Here is a 15,024-nt window from a genome sequence, read left to right as displayed (position 1 = left end):
AAATGCTCGCAAGGTGTCCAACCTTGCTGTGCTTTTTTCCTTGCATTCGGGCATTTTTTACTCAAAAAACCGTCTCGCAAGCTGAATGTCAACAGACCCTAGGATGTAGCCGAGAAAGCGGGTGCGGTCGAAGGTTTCGCCGAAGACGAAGAGGCCGAGGAGGAATTGGATGGTGGGCGAGCCGTATTGGATGATGCCGAGGGTGGAAAGGGGGATGCGGCGGGCGGAGGCGGCGAAGAGGAGCAGGGGCACGGTGGTGATGACGCCCGAGCCGATAAGCAGGGCGGTTTGCAGGGCGGTGAGTTCGGCGAAGACGAGTTTGCCGCTGCTTCGGACGTAAAGCAGGTAGGCGGCGGCGAAGGGGAGCATCAGGAGGGTTTCGAGCACCAGCCCGGGCAGGGCGCCGAGCGGGGCGGTTTTGCGTACGAGGCCGTAGATGCCGAAGCTGAGGGTCAGGAGGATGGCGACCCAGGGAATTTTTCCGGCGGGAACGGCAAGCCAGAGTATGCCGCACAGGGCGAGGATGAGGGCGGCGCTTTGGCGGCAGTTGAGTTTTTCGCCGAACACCAGCCGCCCCAGCAGGATGTTGAACAGGGGTGAGACGAAGTAGCCGAGGCTGGCGTCGAGGATGTGGTGGTGGACGACCGCCCACAGGTAGACGAGCCAGTTGATGGAGATGCTGAGGGCGCTGAGGGCAAACAGGGCAAGGGTTTTGGGTTGGCGCAGGGCTGCGGCGAGTTCGTGTGTTTGGCGTCCGGCGGCGATGAGGGTGAGGGAGAAAACGGCCGACCAGACGATGCGCTGCGCCAGGAGCTGCGGCGCGTCGATGGGCGATTGGTTGAGGGGATACCAGTAGAGGGGAAAGAGTCCCCAGATGGCGTAGCAGGCCAGGGCGTAGTAAAGGCCGGTGCGGGTTTGTTGCGGGGTGTGGTTTGGGATCATGGCGGTAGCGGGAAGGGCTTTGAGGCCGTCTGAAAATACGGGGCTGTCCGGTCGGCGCCGGTAATGCGGTTTCAGACGGCCTTTCGGGAAGACGGACGGGGCTGTCTGCCGTTTGAGGCCGTCTGAAAGGAGACGGAAGTTTCTTTTGCGGATGCGCCGAAGCGTTTTCAGACGGCCTTTTCAGACGGCCTCAAAGAAAAAACGGCCTGCGCGGGTACAGGCCGTCTGAAACAATCCGTGTCAGATGAGGTTGAGGTCACTGACGCGGTCGAAGATGTGGTCGGGTTTGTTGCCTTCTTCGTAGAGTTGGATGCGCAGGCGCAGGTCGTTGGCGGAGTCGGCCTGGCGGATGGCTTCGTCGTAGTCGATGGTGCCGGCGACATAGAGGTCGAACAAGTGCTGGTCGAAGGTCTGCATACCGTCGCCCTGGCCGCGCGTCATCAGTTCTTTGATGCCCATGAGGTCGCCTTTGAACACCAAGTCCTGCACGGCGGGGGTGTTGATCATCAAATCGACGATGGCGGTGCGGCCTTTGCCGCCTTTTTTGACGACGAGACGTTGGCCGATGATGCCGACGAGGTTCATCGCCAAGTCGATCAGAACCTGTTTGTGCCGCTCTTCGGGGTAAAGGTTCATGATACGTTCGATGGTTTGGTTGGCGGTGGTGGCGTGGATGGTGAAGATGCACAGGTGGCCGGTTTGCGCCAGTTGCAGGGCGTATTCCATACTTTCGATGCCGCGCACCTCGCCGACGCAGACGACGTCGGGTGCCTGACGCATGGCGCTTTGCACGGCGACTTCCCAGCTGACGGTGTCGATGCCGACTTCGCGCTGGGTGATGATGGAGCGGCGCGGGACGTGCAGATACTCGATCGGGTCTTCGATGGTGATGATGTGGCCGGCAAGGTTGCGGTTGCGGTGGTCGAGCATGGCGGCCATCGAGGTGGATTTACCCGAACCGGTCGCGCCCGCGAGAATCAGCAGGCCGCGTTTCTGCATTACCAGCTCTTTCAGTTTCAGCGGCAGGGCGAGGTCTTCCACGGAAGGGATGTCGGTGTTGATGCGGCGCATGACGAGGCCGCAGCGGCCTTGTTCGTGGTAGGAATTGACACGGTAGCGCACGTTGCCCTTGGATTGCACGGAATAGTTGATTTCGTGGTTGGCCAGGTATTCCTCGCGCTGGGCGGTGTTCATGGTGGAGAAGACGATTTTTTCGGTGTCGGCGGGGGTGAGCGCGGGTAGCGGCACGGGAATGAGGTTGCCGTCGATTTTCACCGAGGGCGGGAAGCCGGTGCTGATGAAAATATCGGATGCGCCGCGTTTTTCGGCTTCTTCGCACATGCGTGCCAAAAGGGGGTGCAGGTGCTGGCCGATGGCGGCGGGGCTTTCCTGATCGATGTGCGGGTTGCCGCTGCCGGAATAGTCGGACACGATTTCGCTCAGCAGGCCGTCGAGGTTTTGCGGGATGTCGCTCATGGTTTTTCTCCGTTATCCGTTTACATGAAATCGGCGTTTTGCGCTTTGGCGCGGGCGGTTTCTTGGGAAATGACGCCGGTGCGTACCAGAGTCTGCAATGACTGGTCGAGCGTTTGCATGCCGTATTGCTGGCCGGTTTGCAGCGCCGAGCCGATTTGGGCGATTTTGTTTTCGCGGATGAGGTTGCGCACGGCGGCGGTGGAAATCAGGATTTCGTGCGCGGCGACGCGGCCGCTGCCGTCGCGGGTTTTGAGCAGGGTTTGCGAAATCACGGCGCGCAGCGATTCGGACAGCATGGAGCGCACCATTTCTTTTTCGCCTGCGGGGAATACGTCGACGATACGGTCGACGGTTTTGGCCGCGCCGGTGGTGTGCAGGGTGCCGAATACCAAGTGGCCGGTTTCGGCGGCGGTGAGCGCGAGGCCGATGGTTTCGGGGTCGCGCATCTCGCCCACAAGAATCACGTCCGGGTCTTCACGCAGGGCGGAGCGCAGGGCATTGGCGAAGCTGTGGGTGTGTTCGTGCAGTTCGCGCTGGTTGATCAGACATTTTTTGCTCTCGTGCACAAACTCGATCGGGTCTTCGATGGTGAGGATGTGCGAGGAGTGGGTTTCGTTGATGTAGTTGATCATCGCCGCCAGGGTGGTGGATTTGCCCGAACCGGTCGGGCCGGTTACCAGCACGAGACCGCGCGGGTTTTCCGAGATTTTTTGGAAAATGCGCGGCGCTTTGAGGTCTTCCAGCGTCAGCACTTTGCTGGGAATGGTACGGAACACAGCGGCCGGGCCGCGGTTGGTGTTGAACGCGTTGACACGGAAGCGGGCGACGTTGGGCAGCTCGAAGGAAAAGTCGGTTTCCAGGTTTTGCTGGTAGTTTTTGCGCTGCAAATCGTTCATCACCGAAGTGATCATATGGCCGACTTCCTCGGCGTTCATTTCCGGCAGGTTGATGCGGCGCACGTCGCCGTGCACGCGGATCATCGGCGGCAGGCCGGCGGAGAGGTGTAAGTCGGATGCTTTGTTTTTCACGCCGAACGCGAGTAGGTCGGTAATCTGCATAATGTGGCCTTTGTCTTTTTCAGTTACAATTTCTTGCAAAAAATAACGCGGCATTTTAAATAAGAACGCCGCTTTATTCCATGCAAATCTGCGGAAATTTCAAAAAAACTTCCAAATCAACCATCTAACCATGTCAACCCTGCAACAGAACTATGTAAAGACCGTGCGGCGGCTTGCCGAAGCGGCGCAACGCGCGCAGAGGCCGTCTGAAAGCGTGCATCTGGTGGCCGTGTCCAAAACCTTTCCTGCCGCCGACATCCGCGAAGTGTATGCCGCAGGACAGCGCAATTTCGGCGAAAACTACATACAGGAATGGTTTGCCAAAACCGAAGAGCTGGCCGATTTGCCCGATATTGTCTGGCACCTTATCGGCGATGTGCAGTCGAACAAAACGCGGCAGGTGGCCGAACGTGCCCATTGGGTGCACACCATAGGCCGTCTGAAAACCGCGCGGCGTTTGAGCGAACAGAGGCCGTCTGAAATGCCGCCTTTACAGGTGTGCATCGAAGTGAATATTGCAGGCGAAGCGGCCAAGCACGGCGTGCCGCCCGACGAGGCCGTTGCGCTGGCAGTCGAAGTAGCCAAGCTGCCCAATATTCAGGTGCGCGGTTTGATGTGTGTGGCCGAAGCGGGCGCAGACGAAGCGGCCTTGAAAAAACAGTTTGACACCATGCGCGGCCTGCTGGCCGATTTGAACGCGGCGGGCGTGGCGGCGGATGTGTTGTCGATGGGTATGTCGGGCGATATGGAAACGGCGGTTTCCTGCGGCGCAACCCATGTCCGCATCGGCAGCGCGATATTCGGGCGGCGGGAATACCCGCAGGCCATCTGAAACCTGTTCAGAAACGTCATTCCCGCATGGGTTTGGCGGGAACAGCCTCAACAGCATCCAAGCCGATACGTTTAACCATAATAAAGGAGTGAAACCATGAACATCTATTTTCTCGGCGGCGGCAATATGGCTTCCGCCATTGCGGGCGGGCTGGTGAAACAGGGCGGCTACCGTGTGCACTTGGCCGACCGCAGCCAAGAGACGCGCGAACGTTTGGCGGTGGAACTCGGCGCCACCGTGTCCGAGCGCCTGCCCGACTTGGGCGCGGACGACGTTTTGGTGCTGGCTGTTAAACCGCAGGATATGCAGGCCGCCTGCACGGGCGTGAAAACGGGCGGCGCGCTGGTGTTGTCGGTGGCGGCGGGCTTGGGCATCGACACGCTGTCGTCCTATTTGGGCGGCACGCGGCGCATCGTGCGCGTGATGCCCAACACACCTGCCAAAATCGGCATGGGCATCTCCGGCCTGTTTTCAGACGGCCTGCCGCAGGCAGACAGGGACACCGCCGAGCGCATCATGAACAGCGTCGGCCAAACCGTATGGCTCGACAGCGAAGACGGCATGCACCGCATCACCGGCATCAGCGGCAGCGGCCCGGCCTATGTCTTCTACCTGCTCGAAGCCCTGCAAACCGCCGCCGAACAGCAGGGTTTCAGCCGCGAAGACGCGAAAAAACTCAGCCTCGCCACCTTCCGGGGCGCGGTGGCGCTGGCGGCGCAAAGCGGCGAAGACTTCGCCCTGCTGCGGCAAAACGTCACCTCCAAAGGCGGCACCACCCACGAAGCCGTCGAAACCTTCAAAGAGCGCCATGTCGCCGAATCCATTGCCGCAGGCGTCGAAGCCTGCGTCGAACGTTCGCGCGAACTGGCGCGGCAGTTTGAGGCCGTCTGAAATCCGAAAACGGCTGCAAGCCTGTTCCGTAAAAATGTAAGCGAAACGAAAAACGGCGGAGCGCCGTTTGTTTCATGCTATGATGCGCAACCCGTTTCCGACGGGTTGCTTTTTTTTTCAGCACGACGTGCCGTAGCACACTGAAAACACGGCACTTTCCGAAGAACAATCAGCACGAGAAGCAAAATGGCCAAACTGACCGAACAAGACATCATCAACTGGAACGGCCCGGAAGATGATTACATGAACGAAGACCAGCTCGCGTTTTTCCGCGAACTGCTCGTCAAACAGCAGGACGAACTGATCGGCAACGCGAGCGACACTGCCGCCGAGCTGAAAAAGCACGAAACCGCCCCCGATCCCGCCGACCGCGCCACGCAGGAAGAGGAATACGCCCTCGAGTTGCGCACCCGCGACCGCGAACGCAAGCTCCTGAACAAAATCCAAGCCTCGCTGCGCCTGATCGACGAAGGCGAATACGGCTACTGCCAGGACACGGGCGAACCCATCGGCCTCAAACGCCTGCTCGCCCGCCCCACCGCCACCCTGTCCGTCGAAGCGCAGGAGCGGCGCGAACGCATGAAAAAACAATTCGCCGACTGATTCTCCCCGATAAAGGCCGTCTGAAAAGCCGGGTTTGCCGCCGCGCCCCCGCTTTTCAGACGGCCTTTTCCTGCCCGCAAGCGCGGGCGTGTGCATCCATTCCGCTATATAATCCGCCCCTTTTCCGTCCGCAAACACCAGCCATGAACATCTTTTACGAAGAATCCGGCCAGTTCAAAGTGGCCGCCGTTGTGCAGAAAAACGACGCCACCTACCAGGCCGACACCCTGCACGGCAAGCGCACCAAAGTCAAAGCCGCCAACGTGTTCGCCGAGTTCGACGGCGACGCCGCCGCCTTCCTCGAACGCGCGCAGGCCGAAGCGGCGCAAATCGACACCGATCTTTTATGGGAAACCTGCGGCGAAGAAGAATTTTCCGCCGCCGACATTGCCGCCGAATATTTCGGCCACGCCCCGACCAAACACGAGCTGGCCGCCACCCTCGTCGCCCTCTATGCCGCGCCGATGTATTTCTACAAAAAAGCCAAAGGCGTGTTCAAAGCCGCGCCCGCCGAAACCCTGAAACAGGCGCTGGCGGCCGTCGAACGCAAAAAACAGCAGGACGAAATGATGGAAGGCTGGATAGCGAGGCTGAAAAACAAAGAAATGCCGTCCGAAATCGCCGCCGACCTGAAAACCATCCTGCACGCGCCCGACAAACAGGCGCTCACCTACAAAGCCTTCGCCAAAGCCGCCGACGCCCTCAAACTCAGCCCTTACGAACTTGCCCGCCAAACCGGTGCCGTCGCCTCCCTGCCGCAATTCCTGCTCGACGGCTTCGAGCTGCAACACTTCCCCGAAGGCACGCAGGCGCCCGCCGCCCCTCTGCCGCCGCTGCCCGAACTGCCGGCAGCCGAAGGCGTTGCCGCCTTCTCCATCGACGACGAATCCACCACCGAAGTGGACGACGCCCTCTCCGTGCAAACCCTGCCCGACGGCCGCCGCCGCATCGGCATCCACATCGCCGCACCCGCCCTCGCCGTCGCGCCCGACAGCGACATCGAGCGCACCATCTTCAAGCGCCAGAGCACCGCCTACTTCCCCGGCGGCAAAATCACCATGCTGCCCGACAACTGGATTGCCGCATTCAGCCTCGACGAAGGCAAAACCCAACCCGCCGTCAGCATCTATTTCGACGTAGACGAACACTTCCAAGTTTCCAACCCCGTCTGCAAAACCGAACGCGTCTTCATCGCCGACAACCTGCGCATCCAAACCATAGAGCCGCATTTCAACCGCGATACCGGCACAGAAGGCGGCCAAGCCTTCCCGCACCACGACGATATGGCTTGGTTCTACCGCCTGGCTGTCGAATTACAGAAACAGCGCGGCAAATACGAACCCGACCGCCCCGCGCAATACGACTACGGCATCGACATCCTTGCCGACGGCCGGGTTGCCGTAACCGTGCGCGAGCGCAACTCGCCCATCGACACACTGGTGAGCGAAATGATGATACTCGCCAACAGCACTTGGGCGCAGATGCTCGACGAAGCCGATTTGGGCGGCCTCTTCCGCGTCCAGCCCGCCTTGGGCAAAGTGCGCATGAGCACCCGCTCCGAGCCGCACGTCGGCATGGGCGTGCAGCACTACGGCTGGTTTACCTCACCCCTGCGCCGCGCCGCCGACTACGTCAACCAAAAACAGCTCCTGTCGCTCATCGACCCCGCTGCCGCACCGCGCTACACCGGCAACGACGCCGCCCTCTTCGCCGAACTGCGCGACTTCGACACCACCTACACCGCCTATCAGGACTTCCAGCGCGAGATGGAACACTATTGGAGCCTCGTCTGGCTGCAACAGCAGCAGGCCGCCGAACTCGAAGCCGTCGTATTAAAAGAAGACCTCGTGCGCATCAACGGCCTGCCCCTCGTCACCCGTGCCACCGGCATCCCGCTCGAACTGCCGCCGCGCACCACCGTCAGACTGAAAATCACCGGCCTCGATACGGAAAAACGCTTTATCGCCCTGAGCTATCTCAACGCCGTGGTCTGACCCACCCGGCAACCCGCAACAGGCCGTCTGAAAACCCTGATTCGGGGTTTCAGACGGCCTGTATTCTTTTCAGACGGCCTTCAATCCGTTTCCTCCGCCTGCGGGGGAAGGCCGGGGCGGGTACAAAGCGCATACCTGTCCGCGAACATTGTTTCTGCCGAAACAACACCCCCACCCCAACCCTCTCCCGCGCGAGCGCAGGAGAGGGAGCGGGTTTCAGACAACCTCCAAAGCGGCCTGAAAATCCAAAGACAGCCTGAAAAATTTTCAATAAGCATCACAATCACAAGCAGCCTGAAAGCCGCAAAACGGCTTTCAGGCTGCTTTCAGTTTTCCGCAAACGCGGCCAAGTCTTCGCGGCGGTCGAACAGGGCTTTGACCGGCGGCTGGTGGCTAATGCCGATGACAAGGGTGTCGGGCAGCTCGCTTTTGAGCAGGCGCAGCAGGGCGGTGGCGGAATCGTCGTCGAGCTGGTTGGTGGCTTCGTCGAGAAACAGGATGTCGGGGCGGGTGATCAGAGCGCGGGTGAGGCTGATGCGCTGCTGTTCGCCGCCGGTGAGGTGTTCGCGCCAGCGGAAAAGCAGAACCTTGCGCAGCCAGTTGCCGCAGGCGACGAAGGCGGTTACGAGGGTGATGTAAACGAGGTATTCGAGTATCAGCGCGGGCATGGCGCGGCCGTCGAAGGCGGCGAGGGCGTCGTAGAAGGTTTTGTTCCAGTCGGTAATCAGCACGCCGACGCGGACGATAGCCAGCGAGAAGCCGACCACGGCGGCCAAGAGCAGCCAGTTGTACCAGGGGTTTTGCCGCAGCCAGAAGGGGGGCGGCAAGGGCAAGGAAGCGGCGGAGAGTTTTCATGGTTCTGCCAAGATGGGAAGGCAGCCTGAAAGGTTTTCAGGCTGCCTTTGGGGTGGGAGATGCCGTCTGAAAGCGGGGGTTTCAATGAAGTTGAAACGTGGTTTCAGACGGCCTTTGTTGCGGGTTTAGAACTTGTAGTTGAATTTGAGTGTGATATTGCGCGGTTCGCCCAAGTAGTTGCCTGCCAGAACGTTGCGGCTGACTTGGTTCTGATAGTAGCGTTTGTTGGTCAGGTTGCTGCCGATCAGGCTGACGGTGGCGTTTTCAGACGGCCTGTATTGCAGGTTGGCGTTCCACAGGGTGTAGCCGCCTTGCTTAATGCCGCGCGAGCTTTGGGTTTTGCTCTGGCTTTCCAAACCGCCGGCAATCTGCCATTTGCCGCTGTTTACAGGCAGTTTGTAGCTGGTGTAGAGACGGAAAATGTGTTTGGGCGTGTGGGTGCTGAAATTCAAACCTTCGGGCAGCGATGCGGATTCGGTTTTTTTGTATTTGCTGGTGTTAAAGGTATAGCCTGCAAACAGTTGCCAGTTGTCGGTCAGTTTGCCGGAAATTTCGGCTTCCCAACCGTGGCTGCGGACTTTGCCGAAGGGGATGGAATAGCCGCGTGTCGCGCTGGGGTCTTCGGCCTGCGCCTGCGCTTTGCTGATGTTCAGCGGGCGGTTTTTCTCGTCGATTTGGAACAGGGCGACGGAGGCATTCAGACGGTTGGCATACCATGCGCCTTTCCAGCCGATTTCGAGGTTGTTGCCTGTTTTGGGCTTGATCTGGTTGCCCTGCTTGTCTTTTTTGCCGTAGCTGGGTTTAAAGATGCTGGTGTAGCTGGCATACAGGCTCTGGTTGGGCGTCACGTCGAACGTGATGCCGAGATAAGGGGTGAAATGTTTTTGCTCGGTCAGCGTGTCTTCGTTGTAGAGCGAACCGTTGGCGCGGGTGGCGTTTTCCACATAATGGCTCTTGAATTTGGCATAGCTGCTGCCTGCAAGAATGTGCAGTTGCTCCAACGGATTGAAGCGTACGCCGGCCGAGAGCATATGGGTAACGAACAGGGTGTCGCTTACGCCGTCCCAGCTTTTGTTGTTCCAGTCGGGATAGGCGATGTCGCTCGGACGGAAAGTGCGCAAGTCATACACCAGCGTGCTGTCTTTTTTGGCATCGATATTGTGCATATCGCCTTTTTCCTTGGAGTAGGAATAGGTTACGAATACATCGTGGCTGCGGCCGAGAGCATGGAATTTGCCGGTCAGGTTGGTGCTGAAGTCATACAGGTTGCTGCTGCCGAAGTATTTGCTGAGGATGCCGATACGGGCTTGGTAGTCGCTGTCGGTGCTTTGGCGGCTGGCCAGCGTGCCCAATTCCTGATGGCTTTTGTTGTGGGTATAGGCCAGTTTGCCGGTCAGCTTCCAATTGTCGTTAAATTGGTGCTCGACTTCGCCGAATACGTTGGTTTTGTCGAATTTGCCTTTATTCCATCCGGCAGCAAGGAAAGTATCGCGCGGCAGATGCAGGTCTTGGCCTGTTTTGGACAGCAAAAGACCGGAAGGATCTAATGTTTCGTGTTTTTTCTGATGGGAAAGGCCGAAGGTAATTTTTGTATTGTCGCCCGCGTCGGCTTCAAGAATGCCGTAAATCAGGCCTTTTTTACCGTCTACATCGTCTTTGAAGCTGTTGTCTTTTTCGAGCAAAGCAATAGCGCGGCCACGCAGGGTGTGCGCTTCGTTCAGGCTGCCGGATACGTCGCCCATCGTGCGCACCGTACCGAAGCGGTCGACCGATGCTTCGGCTTGGATTTGCGTTTTCGCGGTCGGGCGTTTGCGGGTGGCGTTGATAGTACCGCCGGGCGCGCCGTTGGCTTGGGTCAGGCCGGTAGCACCGCGAACCACTTCGATATGGTCGTAGAGCGCCAGATCGGACATGCTTTGCGCGTCTTGGTACATATTGGTGGATGCGCCGGGTACGGTGGAGGAAATGCCGTCTTCTTCAATCTGGTCGATATAAAAACCGCACGACTGGTAGCGGTAACGGCCGCCGTCGGCTACAACATTGATGCCTGTGGTTTTGCGCAGCGCGTCTTCCATACGGGAAATACCCTGCTCATCGAGCTGCTTCTTGGTAATCACGCTCACCGACTGCGGTGTTTCTTTGGGCGATAGCGCCAGGCCGGTGGTGGTGCGCATGGCGGAGGTGGTGTAGGAATTGCGGTTTTCGGTGCGGGTGGAGCGGTTTTGCGCGGTGACGGTAACGGTTTCGATGGCGGAAGAAGATACGGCATTAGCATTATCTGCTTCGGATTGGGGGGGCAGTGTTTTCTTGCGCATAAACGGCGTTTGCCGCAATAAGCAGGGCGGCGATGGTGCTGAGTTTGAAATGTTTGTGAAGCATGATTGTCCTGATATCAATGTGTAAACACGGGTTAAAATAGCGGGCGGATTATACGCGTCGCAATCCGTTATCATTTTGATTTTTTTTGACACAAGCGCATTCCGCCGCCATAACGTTGCGCGGATGTAACGGTTTTCGCTGTTTTGCCGCCTGCGGGCGACTTCGGAGTTTTCAGATGGCTTACACCGGCCGTTTCGCCCCCAGCCCGACGGGGCTTTTACACATCGGTTCGCTGCTGACGGCGCTGGCGTCTTATGCCGACGCGCGTGCAAACGGCGGCCGCTGGCTGCTGCGGATGGAGGATTTGGATCCGCCGCGCGAGGTGGCGGGTGCAGCGGACGATATTTTGCGCACGCTGGAAGCCTTCGGCTTCGAGTGGGACGGCGCGGTCGAATACCAAAGCCGCCGCTATGCCGTTTACGAAGCGGCTTTGGCCGGGCTCAAAGCGGCGGGGGCGGTGTATCCCTGCTATTGCAGCCGCCGCCAATGGCAGGCGGAGGCGCGGCCGGGGGCGGACGGCTTTGTCTACGGCGGCCGCTGCCGCGATGCAGTGCAGAGGCCGTCTGAAAACGGCAAAACGCCCGCCTGGCGGCTGCGCGTGCCGGATGGGGAAATCGGTTTTGACGACGGCATTGTCGGCCATTACGCGCAGAATTTGGCGCGCGACATCGGCGATTTCGTGCTGCTGCGCGCCGACGGCTTTTGGGCCTACCAGCTGGCGGTGGTGGCCGACGATGCGGCGCAGGGGGTGACGCACGTGGTGCGCGGCCAGGATCTGCTGGTGTCGGCGCCGCGCCAGATTTGGCTGCAACGCTGCCTGGGCGTGCCGACACCGCAATACGCGCACCTGCCGCTTCTGGTGAACGCGCGGGGGCAGAAGTGGTCGAAACAGACGCTCGCCCCCGCGCTGGATTTGGCGCGGCGCGAGGCGCTGCTGCGGCAGGTGTCGGCCTATCTCAATCTGCCGCCCGCGCCGCCGGTGGACAGGCCGCGCGACCTGCTCGACTGGGCGGCGGCAAACTGGAATCTGCAAAACGTGCCGCGCGGCGCAATATGCACGGAGGCCGTCTGAAAAAACGCGGACGAAAGGTTTTGAGGCCGTCTGAAAGCCGTTTTGGCGCGTTCAGACGGCCTCTTGCCGATTCGGTTTCCCATCGCCGCAAAAACGTTCATAATCACTTACCTGATTTATAGTGAAACAAAATAGAAAACCTACGGCGTTGCTGCGCCTTGCCGTACTACCTGTACTGTCTTCGGCTTGCTGCCTTGTATCTTTCCGTGTTGTTTCACTATATAACCATTTAACAAAGGAGAACAAAATGCCTGTCAACTACCAAACGCCCGCCGCCGACAGCCTGCTGCCCATCGACGGCATCCGCGTGTTCACCGGCCAGGCCGGCATCAAAAAGCCGCATCACGACGACCTCACCCTGATGGTGCTGGCGGGCGGCTGCACCGTCGGCGCGGTGTTCACGCAAAACCGCTTCTGCGCCGCGCCCGTGCGCATCTGCAAACGCCACCTTTTCGACGCCGACGGCGTGCGCGCCCTCGTTGTCAACACCGGCAACGCCAACGCGGGCACGGGCGCCGACGGCATCGACCGCGCGCTGGCCGTGTGCGAGGCGGCGGCCGAACAGGTCGGCTGCGCCGTCGGCCAGGTGCTGCCCTTCTCCACCGGCGTCATTCTCGAAACCCTGCCTTCCGACCGCATCATCGCCGCCCTGCCCAAAGTCGCCCCTGCCAGCTGGCTCGACGCCGCCCGAGCCATCATGACCACCGACACCGTGGCCAAAGCCGCCTCGCGCGAAGGCCGCGTCGGCGAAAACCATACCGTCCGCGCCACCGGCATCGCCAAAGGCTCGGGCATGATCCATCCCAACATGGCCACCATGCTCGGCTTTATCACCACCGATGCCAAAGTCTCCCAGCCCGTTTTGCAGCTGCTGACGCAGGAAATCGCCGATATGTCGTTCAACTGCATCACGGTAGACGGCGATACCAGCACCAACGACAGCTTCGTTATCATCGCCACCGGCAAATGCGGCCAGAGCGAAATCGACAACATCGCCGACCCGCGCTACGGCCAACTGAAAGAACTGCTCGGCGGCCTCGCCCTCGAACTGGCGCAGGCCATCGTCCGCGACGGCGAGGGCGCGGGCAAATTCGTCACCATCCGCGTGGACAACGCCGAAAGCCGCGAAGAAGCCAAGCAAATTGCCTACGCCGTCGCCCGCTCGCCGCTGGTGAAAACCGCCTTCGCCGCCTCCGACCCCAACCTCGGCCGCCTGCTCGCCGCCGCCGGTTACGCCGGCGTGCCCTTCGACGACGGCAAACTGAAAATGTGGCTGGGCGGCATACTTGTCGCCGAAAACGGCGGCCGCGCCGAAAGTTACAGCGAAGAAGCCGCGCAGCGCGTGATGGACGAAGCCGAAATCAGCGTGCGCATCGATTTGCAGCGCGGCCGCGAGTCCGCCAGCGTCTACACCTGCGATCTGACGCACGAATACGTCCGCATTAATGCGGAATACCGCTCATAAACTGTTTTAAGGCCGTCTGAAAAGCTTTCAGACGGCCTGTAAACTGTGTTTTCAGACGGCCTCAAAGCAAGAGGCCGTCTGAAAAACCCGCAAACAAAGGAGAAGCAAAATGACCCCCGAAAACACCGTCTGCATCGTCGTCGACATCCAAGAGCGCCTCGCCCCCGCCCTGCACGAAGCCGAAGCCTTCACCGCCGCCTGCCGCCTGCTGATACAGGGTTTGCAGGCCTTAAACGTGCCGATGATGATTACCGAGCAATACCCCAAAGGGCTGGGTGCTACCCTGCCCGCCATCCGCCTGCTGCTGCCCAACGCCCCCGTCGGCGAAAAAACCCTGTTTTCCGCCGCCCCCGCCACGGCAGACTTCATCCGCGAAAAACAGGCGCAAAACATCGTCCTCATCGGCGCGGAAACCCACATCTGCATCCTGCAAACCGCCCTCGACTGGCGCGCGCAGGGGTTAAACGTCTACCTGCCCTTTGAATGCGCCACCTCGCGCAACCCCGCCAACAAAGCCAACGCCCTCGAACAAATGCGCGCGGCCGGCGTTACCGTCGGCAACAGCGAAAGCCTGCTCTTCGCCCTGATGCGCGACGCCAAACACCCCGCCTTCAAAACCATCTCGCAACTTGTGCGGTAGGCCGTCTGAAATGCACCGCTACCGCATCACCCAAGCGCAACAGGACGACCTGGCCGCCATCGTCGACATCTACAACAGCACCATAGACAGCCGCCAATCCACCGCCGACCTCAGCCCCGCCACTGTCGAAAGCCGCCAAAGCTGGCTCGACGCGCACGGCGGCAACCGCCCGCTGTATGTCCTGAAAGACGAAACGGACACCCTCCTTGCCTGGGGCGCGTTTTCCGACTACTACCCGCGCGCAGCCTACCGCATCACCGCCGAAATCAGCGTCTACGTCCGCCACGATATGCGCGGCGTCGGCGTCGGCAAAATCCTGCTGCGCCATATGCTGGAACAAGCCCCTGCGCTCGGCATCCACAACATCATCGCCCTTATCTTCGGCCACAACCACGCCAGCATCCGCCTGTTCCATTCCTTCGGCTTCCAAGAATGGGGACGCCTGCCGCAAGTCTGCGACCTCGACGGCCTGAGCGCCGACGTTGTGCTGCTGGGGAAAAAAGTGGTGGATTGAAAAGCGCCAAGCTGTCCGATAAAAGCCAAACGCAGAAAGGCCGTCTGAAAGCTTCAATGCAGTTAAACTTTCAGACGGCCTCACATTTTCCCGCCGACGCGTAGGGTGTGTCGCTCCGCGACGCACGCGTTTCCCGATGTTTCGGCAGGTTTTGTCGGAAGGCTTCTGCCCAATCCGCAAACCGCGTGCGTCGCGGGGCGACACACCCTTGTATGTTCAAATCAGCGTACCATAGCAACCAAACAGGCCAGTCGCCTCGGAACGCACCCTAGGATTACACCCGCATCGTAGCAAAAACGAGCG

At 59.9% G+C, this 15,024-nt stretch carries 13 protein-coding genes; 8 read left to right on the top strand and 5 right to left on the bottom strand.

The window, feature by feature from the left end; all coding sequences use genetic code 11:
- Positions 1 to 57 precede the first annotated feature (57 nt).
- The 3 genes from rarD to ACLD9W_RS10320 all read right to left on the bottom strand — a co-directional run bounded on the left by rarD (position 58) and on the right by ACLD9W_RS10320 (position 3,476).
- Positions 58 to 942, bottom strand: coding sequence for an EamA family transporter RarD (gene rarD / locus ACLD9W_RS10330; RefSeq protein WP_410841942.1), 885 nt, complete (start codon positions 940 to 942; stop codon positions 58 to 60).
- 240 nt (positions 943 to 1,182) lie between these two features.
- Entirely contained in the window at positions 1,183 to 2,418 is a 1,236-nt protein-coding gene (locus ACLD9W_RS10325; RefSeq protein ID WP_410841941.1) for a PilT/PilU family type 4a pilus ATPase, read from the bottom strand.
- 20 nt (positions 2,419 to 2,438) lie between these two features.
- A complete protein-coding gene (locus ACLD9W_RS10320) occupies positions 2,439 to 3,476 on the bottom strand; it encodes a type IV pilus twitching motility protein PilT (RefSeq protein ID WP_410841940.1) in 1,038 nt (345 codons plus the stop codon).
- A gap of 130 nt (positions 3,477 to 3,606) precedes the next feature.
- On the opposite strand from ACLD9W_RS10320, the gene ACLD9W_RS10315 reads away from it, so the two are divergent.
- From ACLD9W_RS10315 to ACLD9W_RS10300, 4 genes are all read left to right on the top strand, one after another.
- Entirely contained in the window at positions 3,607 to 4,308 is a 702-nt protein-coding gene (locus tag ACLD9W_RS10315; protein ID WP_410841939.1) for a YggS family pyridoxal phosphate-dependent enzyme, read from the top strand.
- Between the two features lie 96 nt (positions 4,309 to 4,404).
- Positions 4,405 to 5,199, top strand: a complete 795-nt coding sequence (proC, locus tag ACLD9W_RS10310) for a pyrroline-5-carboxylate reductase (protein WP_410841938.1) — start codon at positions 4,405 to 4,407, stop codon at positions 5,197 to 5,199.
- A gap of 186 nt (positions 5,200 to 5,385) precedes the next feature.
- Positions 5,386 to 5,802, top strand: coding sequence for an RNA polymerase-binding protein DksA (gene dksA, locus ACLD9W_RS10305; RefSeq protein ID WP_410841937.1), 417 nt, complete (start codon positions 5,386 to 5,388; stop codon positions 5,800 to 5,802).
- Positions 5,803 to 5,945: 143 nt separating this feature from the next.
- Complete coding sequence (locus ACLD9W_RS10300) at positions 5,946 to 7,796, top strand: ribonuclease catalytic domain-containing protein (RefSeq protein ID WP_410841936.1); 1,851 nt, start codon at positions 5,946 to 5,948, stop codon at positions 7,794 to 7,796.
- Between the two features lie 326 nt (positions 7,797 to 8,122).
- On the opposite strand, the gene ACLD9W_RS10295 is transcribed toward ACLD9W_RS10300, so the two are convergent.
- Both ACLD9W_RS10295 and ACLD9W_RS10290 read right to left on the bottom strand, forming a co-directional pair.
- Positions 8,123 to 8,629, bottom strand: coding sequence for an ATP-binding cassette domain-containing protein (locus tag ACLD9W_RS10295; RefSeq protein WP_410841935.1), 507 nt, complete (start codon positions 8,627 to 8,629; stop codon positions 8,123 to 8,125).
- Between the two features lie 147 nt (positions 8,630 to 8,776).
- Positions 8,777 to 10,966 (bottom strand): TonB-dependent siderophore receptor, encoded by a 2,190-nt coding sequence (locus ACLD9W_RS10290; protein ID WP_410841934.1) that lies wholly within the window; start codon positions 10,964 to 10,966, stop codon positions 8,777 to 8,779.
- Positions 10,967 to 11,205: 239 nt separating this feature from the next.
- Between ACLD9W_RS10290 and gluQRS the strand changes: the two genes are divergently transcribed.
- The 4 genes from gluQRS to ACLD9W_RS10270 all read left to right on the top strand — a co-directional run bounded on the left by gluQRS (position 11,206) and on the right by ACLD9W_RS10270 (position 14,721).
- Complete coding sequence (gluQRS, locus tag ACLD9W_RS10285) at positions 11,206 to 12,102, top strand: tRNA glutamyl-Q(34) synthetase GluQRS (RefSeq protein WP_410841933.1); 897 nt, start codon at positions 11,206 to 11,208, stop codon at positions 12,100 to 12,102.
- Between the two features lie 247 nt (positions 12,103 to 12,349).
- Positions 12,350 to 13,567 (top strand): bifunctional glutamate N-acetyltransferase/amino-acid acetyltransferase ArgJ, encoded by a 1,218-nt coding sequence (gene argJ, locus ACLD9W_RS10280; protein WP_410841932.1) that lies wholly within the window; start codon positions 12,350 to 12,352, stop codon positions 13,565 to 13,567.
- Positions 13,568 to 13,676: 109 nt separating this feature from the next.
- Positions 13,677 to 14,207, top strand: a complete 531-nt coding sequence (locus ACLD9W_RS10275) for an isochorismatase family protein (RefSeq protein ID WP_410841931.1) — start codon at positions 13,677 to 13,679, stop codon at positions 14,205 to 14,207.
- Positions 14,208 to 14,217: 10 nt separating this feature from the next.
- Complete coding sequence (locus ACLD9W_RS10270; protein WP_410841930.1) at positions 14,218 to 14,721, top strand: GNAT family N-acetyltransferase; 504 nt, start codon at positions 14,218 to 14,220, stop codon at positions 14,719 to 14,721.
- Positions 14,722 to 15,024: the final 303 nt, after the last annotated feature.

The organism is Neisseria sp. WLZKY-1 (genome assembly GCF_046546535.1).
Classification (GTDB): domain Bacteria; phylum Pseudomonadota; class Gammaproteobacteria; order Burkholderiales; family Neisseriaceae; genus Neisseria.
The sequence above is the reverse complement of the archived record's forward strand: the minus strand, read 5'-3'. Positions and strand labels throughout refer to the sequence as shown.

Coding starts and splice junctions, on each gene's coding strand:
- rarD (WP_410841942.1), bottom strand. CDS start 942: ATGATCCCAAACCACACCCCGCAACAAACCCGCACCGGCCTTTACTAC.
- ACLD9W_RS10325 (WP_410841941.1), bottom strand. CDS start 2,418: ATGAGCGACATCCCGCAAAACCTCGACGGCCTGCTGAGCGAAATCGTG.
- ACLD9W_RS10320 (WP_410841940.1), bottom strand. CDS start 3,476: ATGCAGATTACCGACCTACTCGCGTTCGGCGTGAAAAACAAAGCATCC.
- ACLD9W_RS10315 (WP_410841939.1), top strand. CDS start 3,607: ATGTCAACCCTGCAACAGAACTATGTAAAGACCGTGCGGCGGCTTGCC.
- proC (WP_410841938.1), top strand. CDS start 4,405: ATGAACATCTATTTTCTCGGCGGCGGCAATATGGCTTCCGCCATTGCG.
- dksA (WP_410841937.1), top strand. CDS start 5,386: ATGGCCAAACTGACCGAACAAGACATCATCAACTGGAACGGCCCGGAA.
- ACLD9W_RS10300 (WP_410841936.1), top strand. CDS start 5,946: ATGAACATCTTTTACGAAGAATCCGGCCAGTTCAAAGTGGCCGCCGTT.
- ACLD9W_RS10290 (WP_410841934.1), bottom strand. CDS start 10,966: ATGCGCAAGAAAACACTGCCCCCCCAATCCGAAGCAGATAATGCTAAT.
- gluQRS (WP_410841933.1), top strand. CDS start 11,206: ATGGCTTACACCGGCCGTTTCGCCCCCAGCCCGACGGGGCTTTTACAC.
- argJ (WP_410841932.1), top strand. CDS start 12,350: ATGCCTGTCAACTACCAAACGCCCGCCGCCGACAGCCTGCTGCCCATC.
- ACLD9W_RS10275 (WP_410841931.1), top strand. CDS start 13,677: ATGACCCCCGAAAACACCGTCTGCATCGTCGTCGACATCCAAGAGCGC.
- ACLD9W_RS10270 (WP_410841930.1), top strand. CDS start 14,218: ATGCACCGCTACCGCATCACCCAAGCGCAACAGGACGACCTGGCCGCC.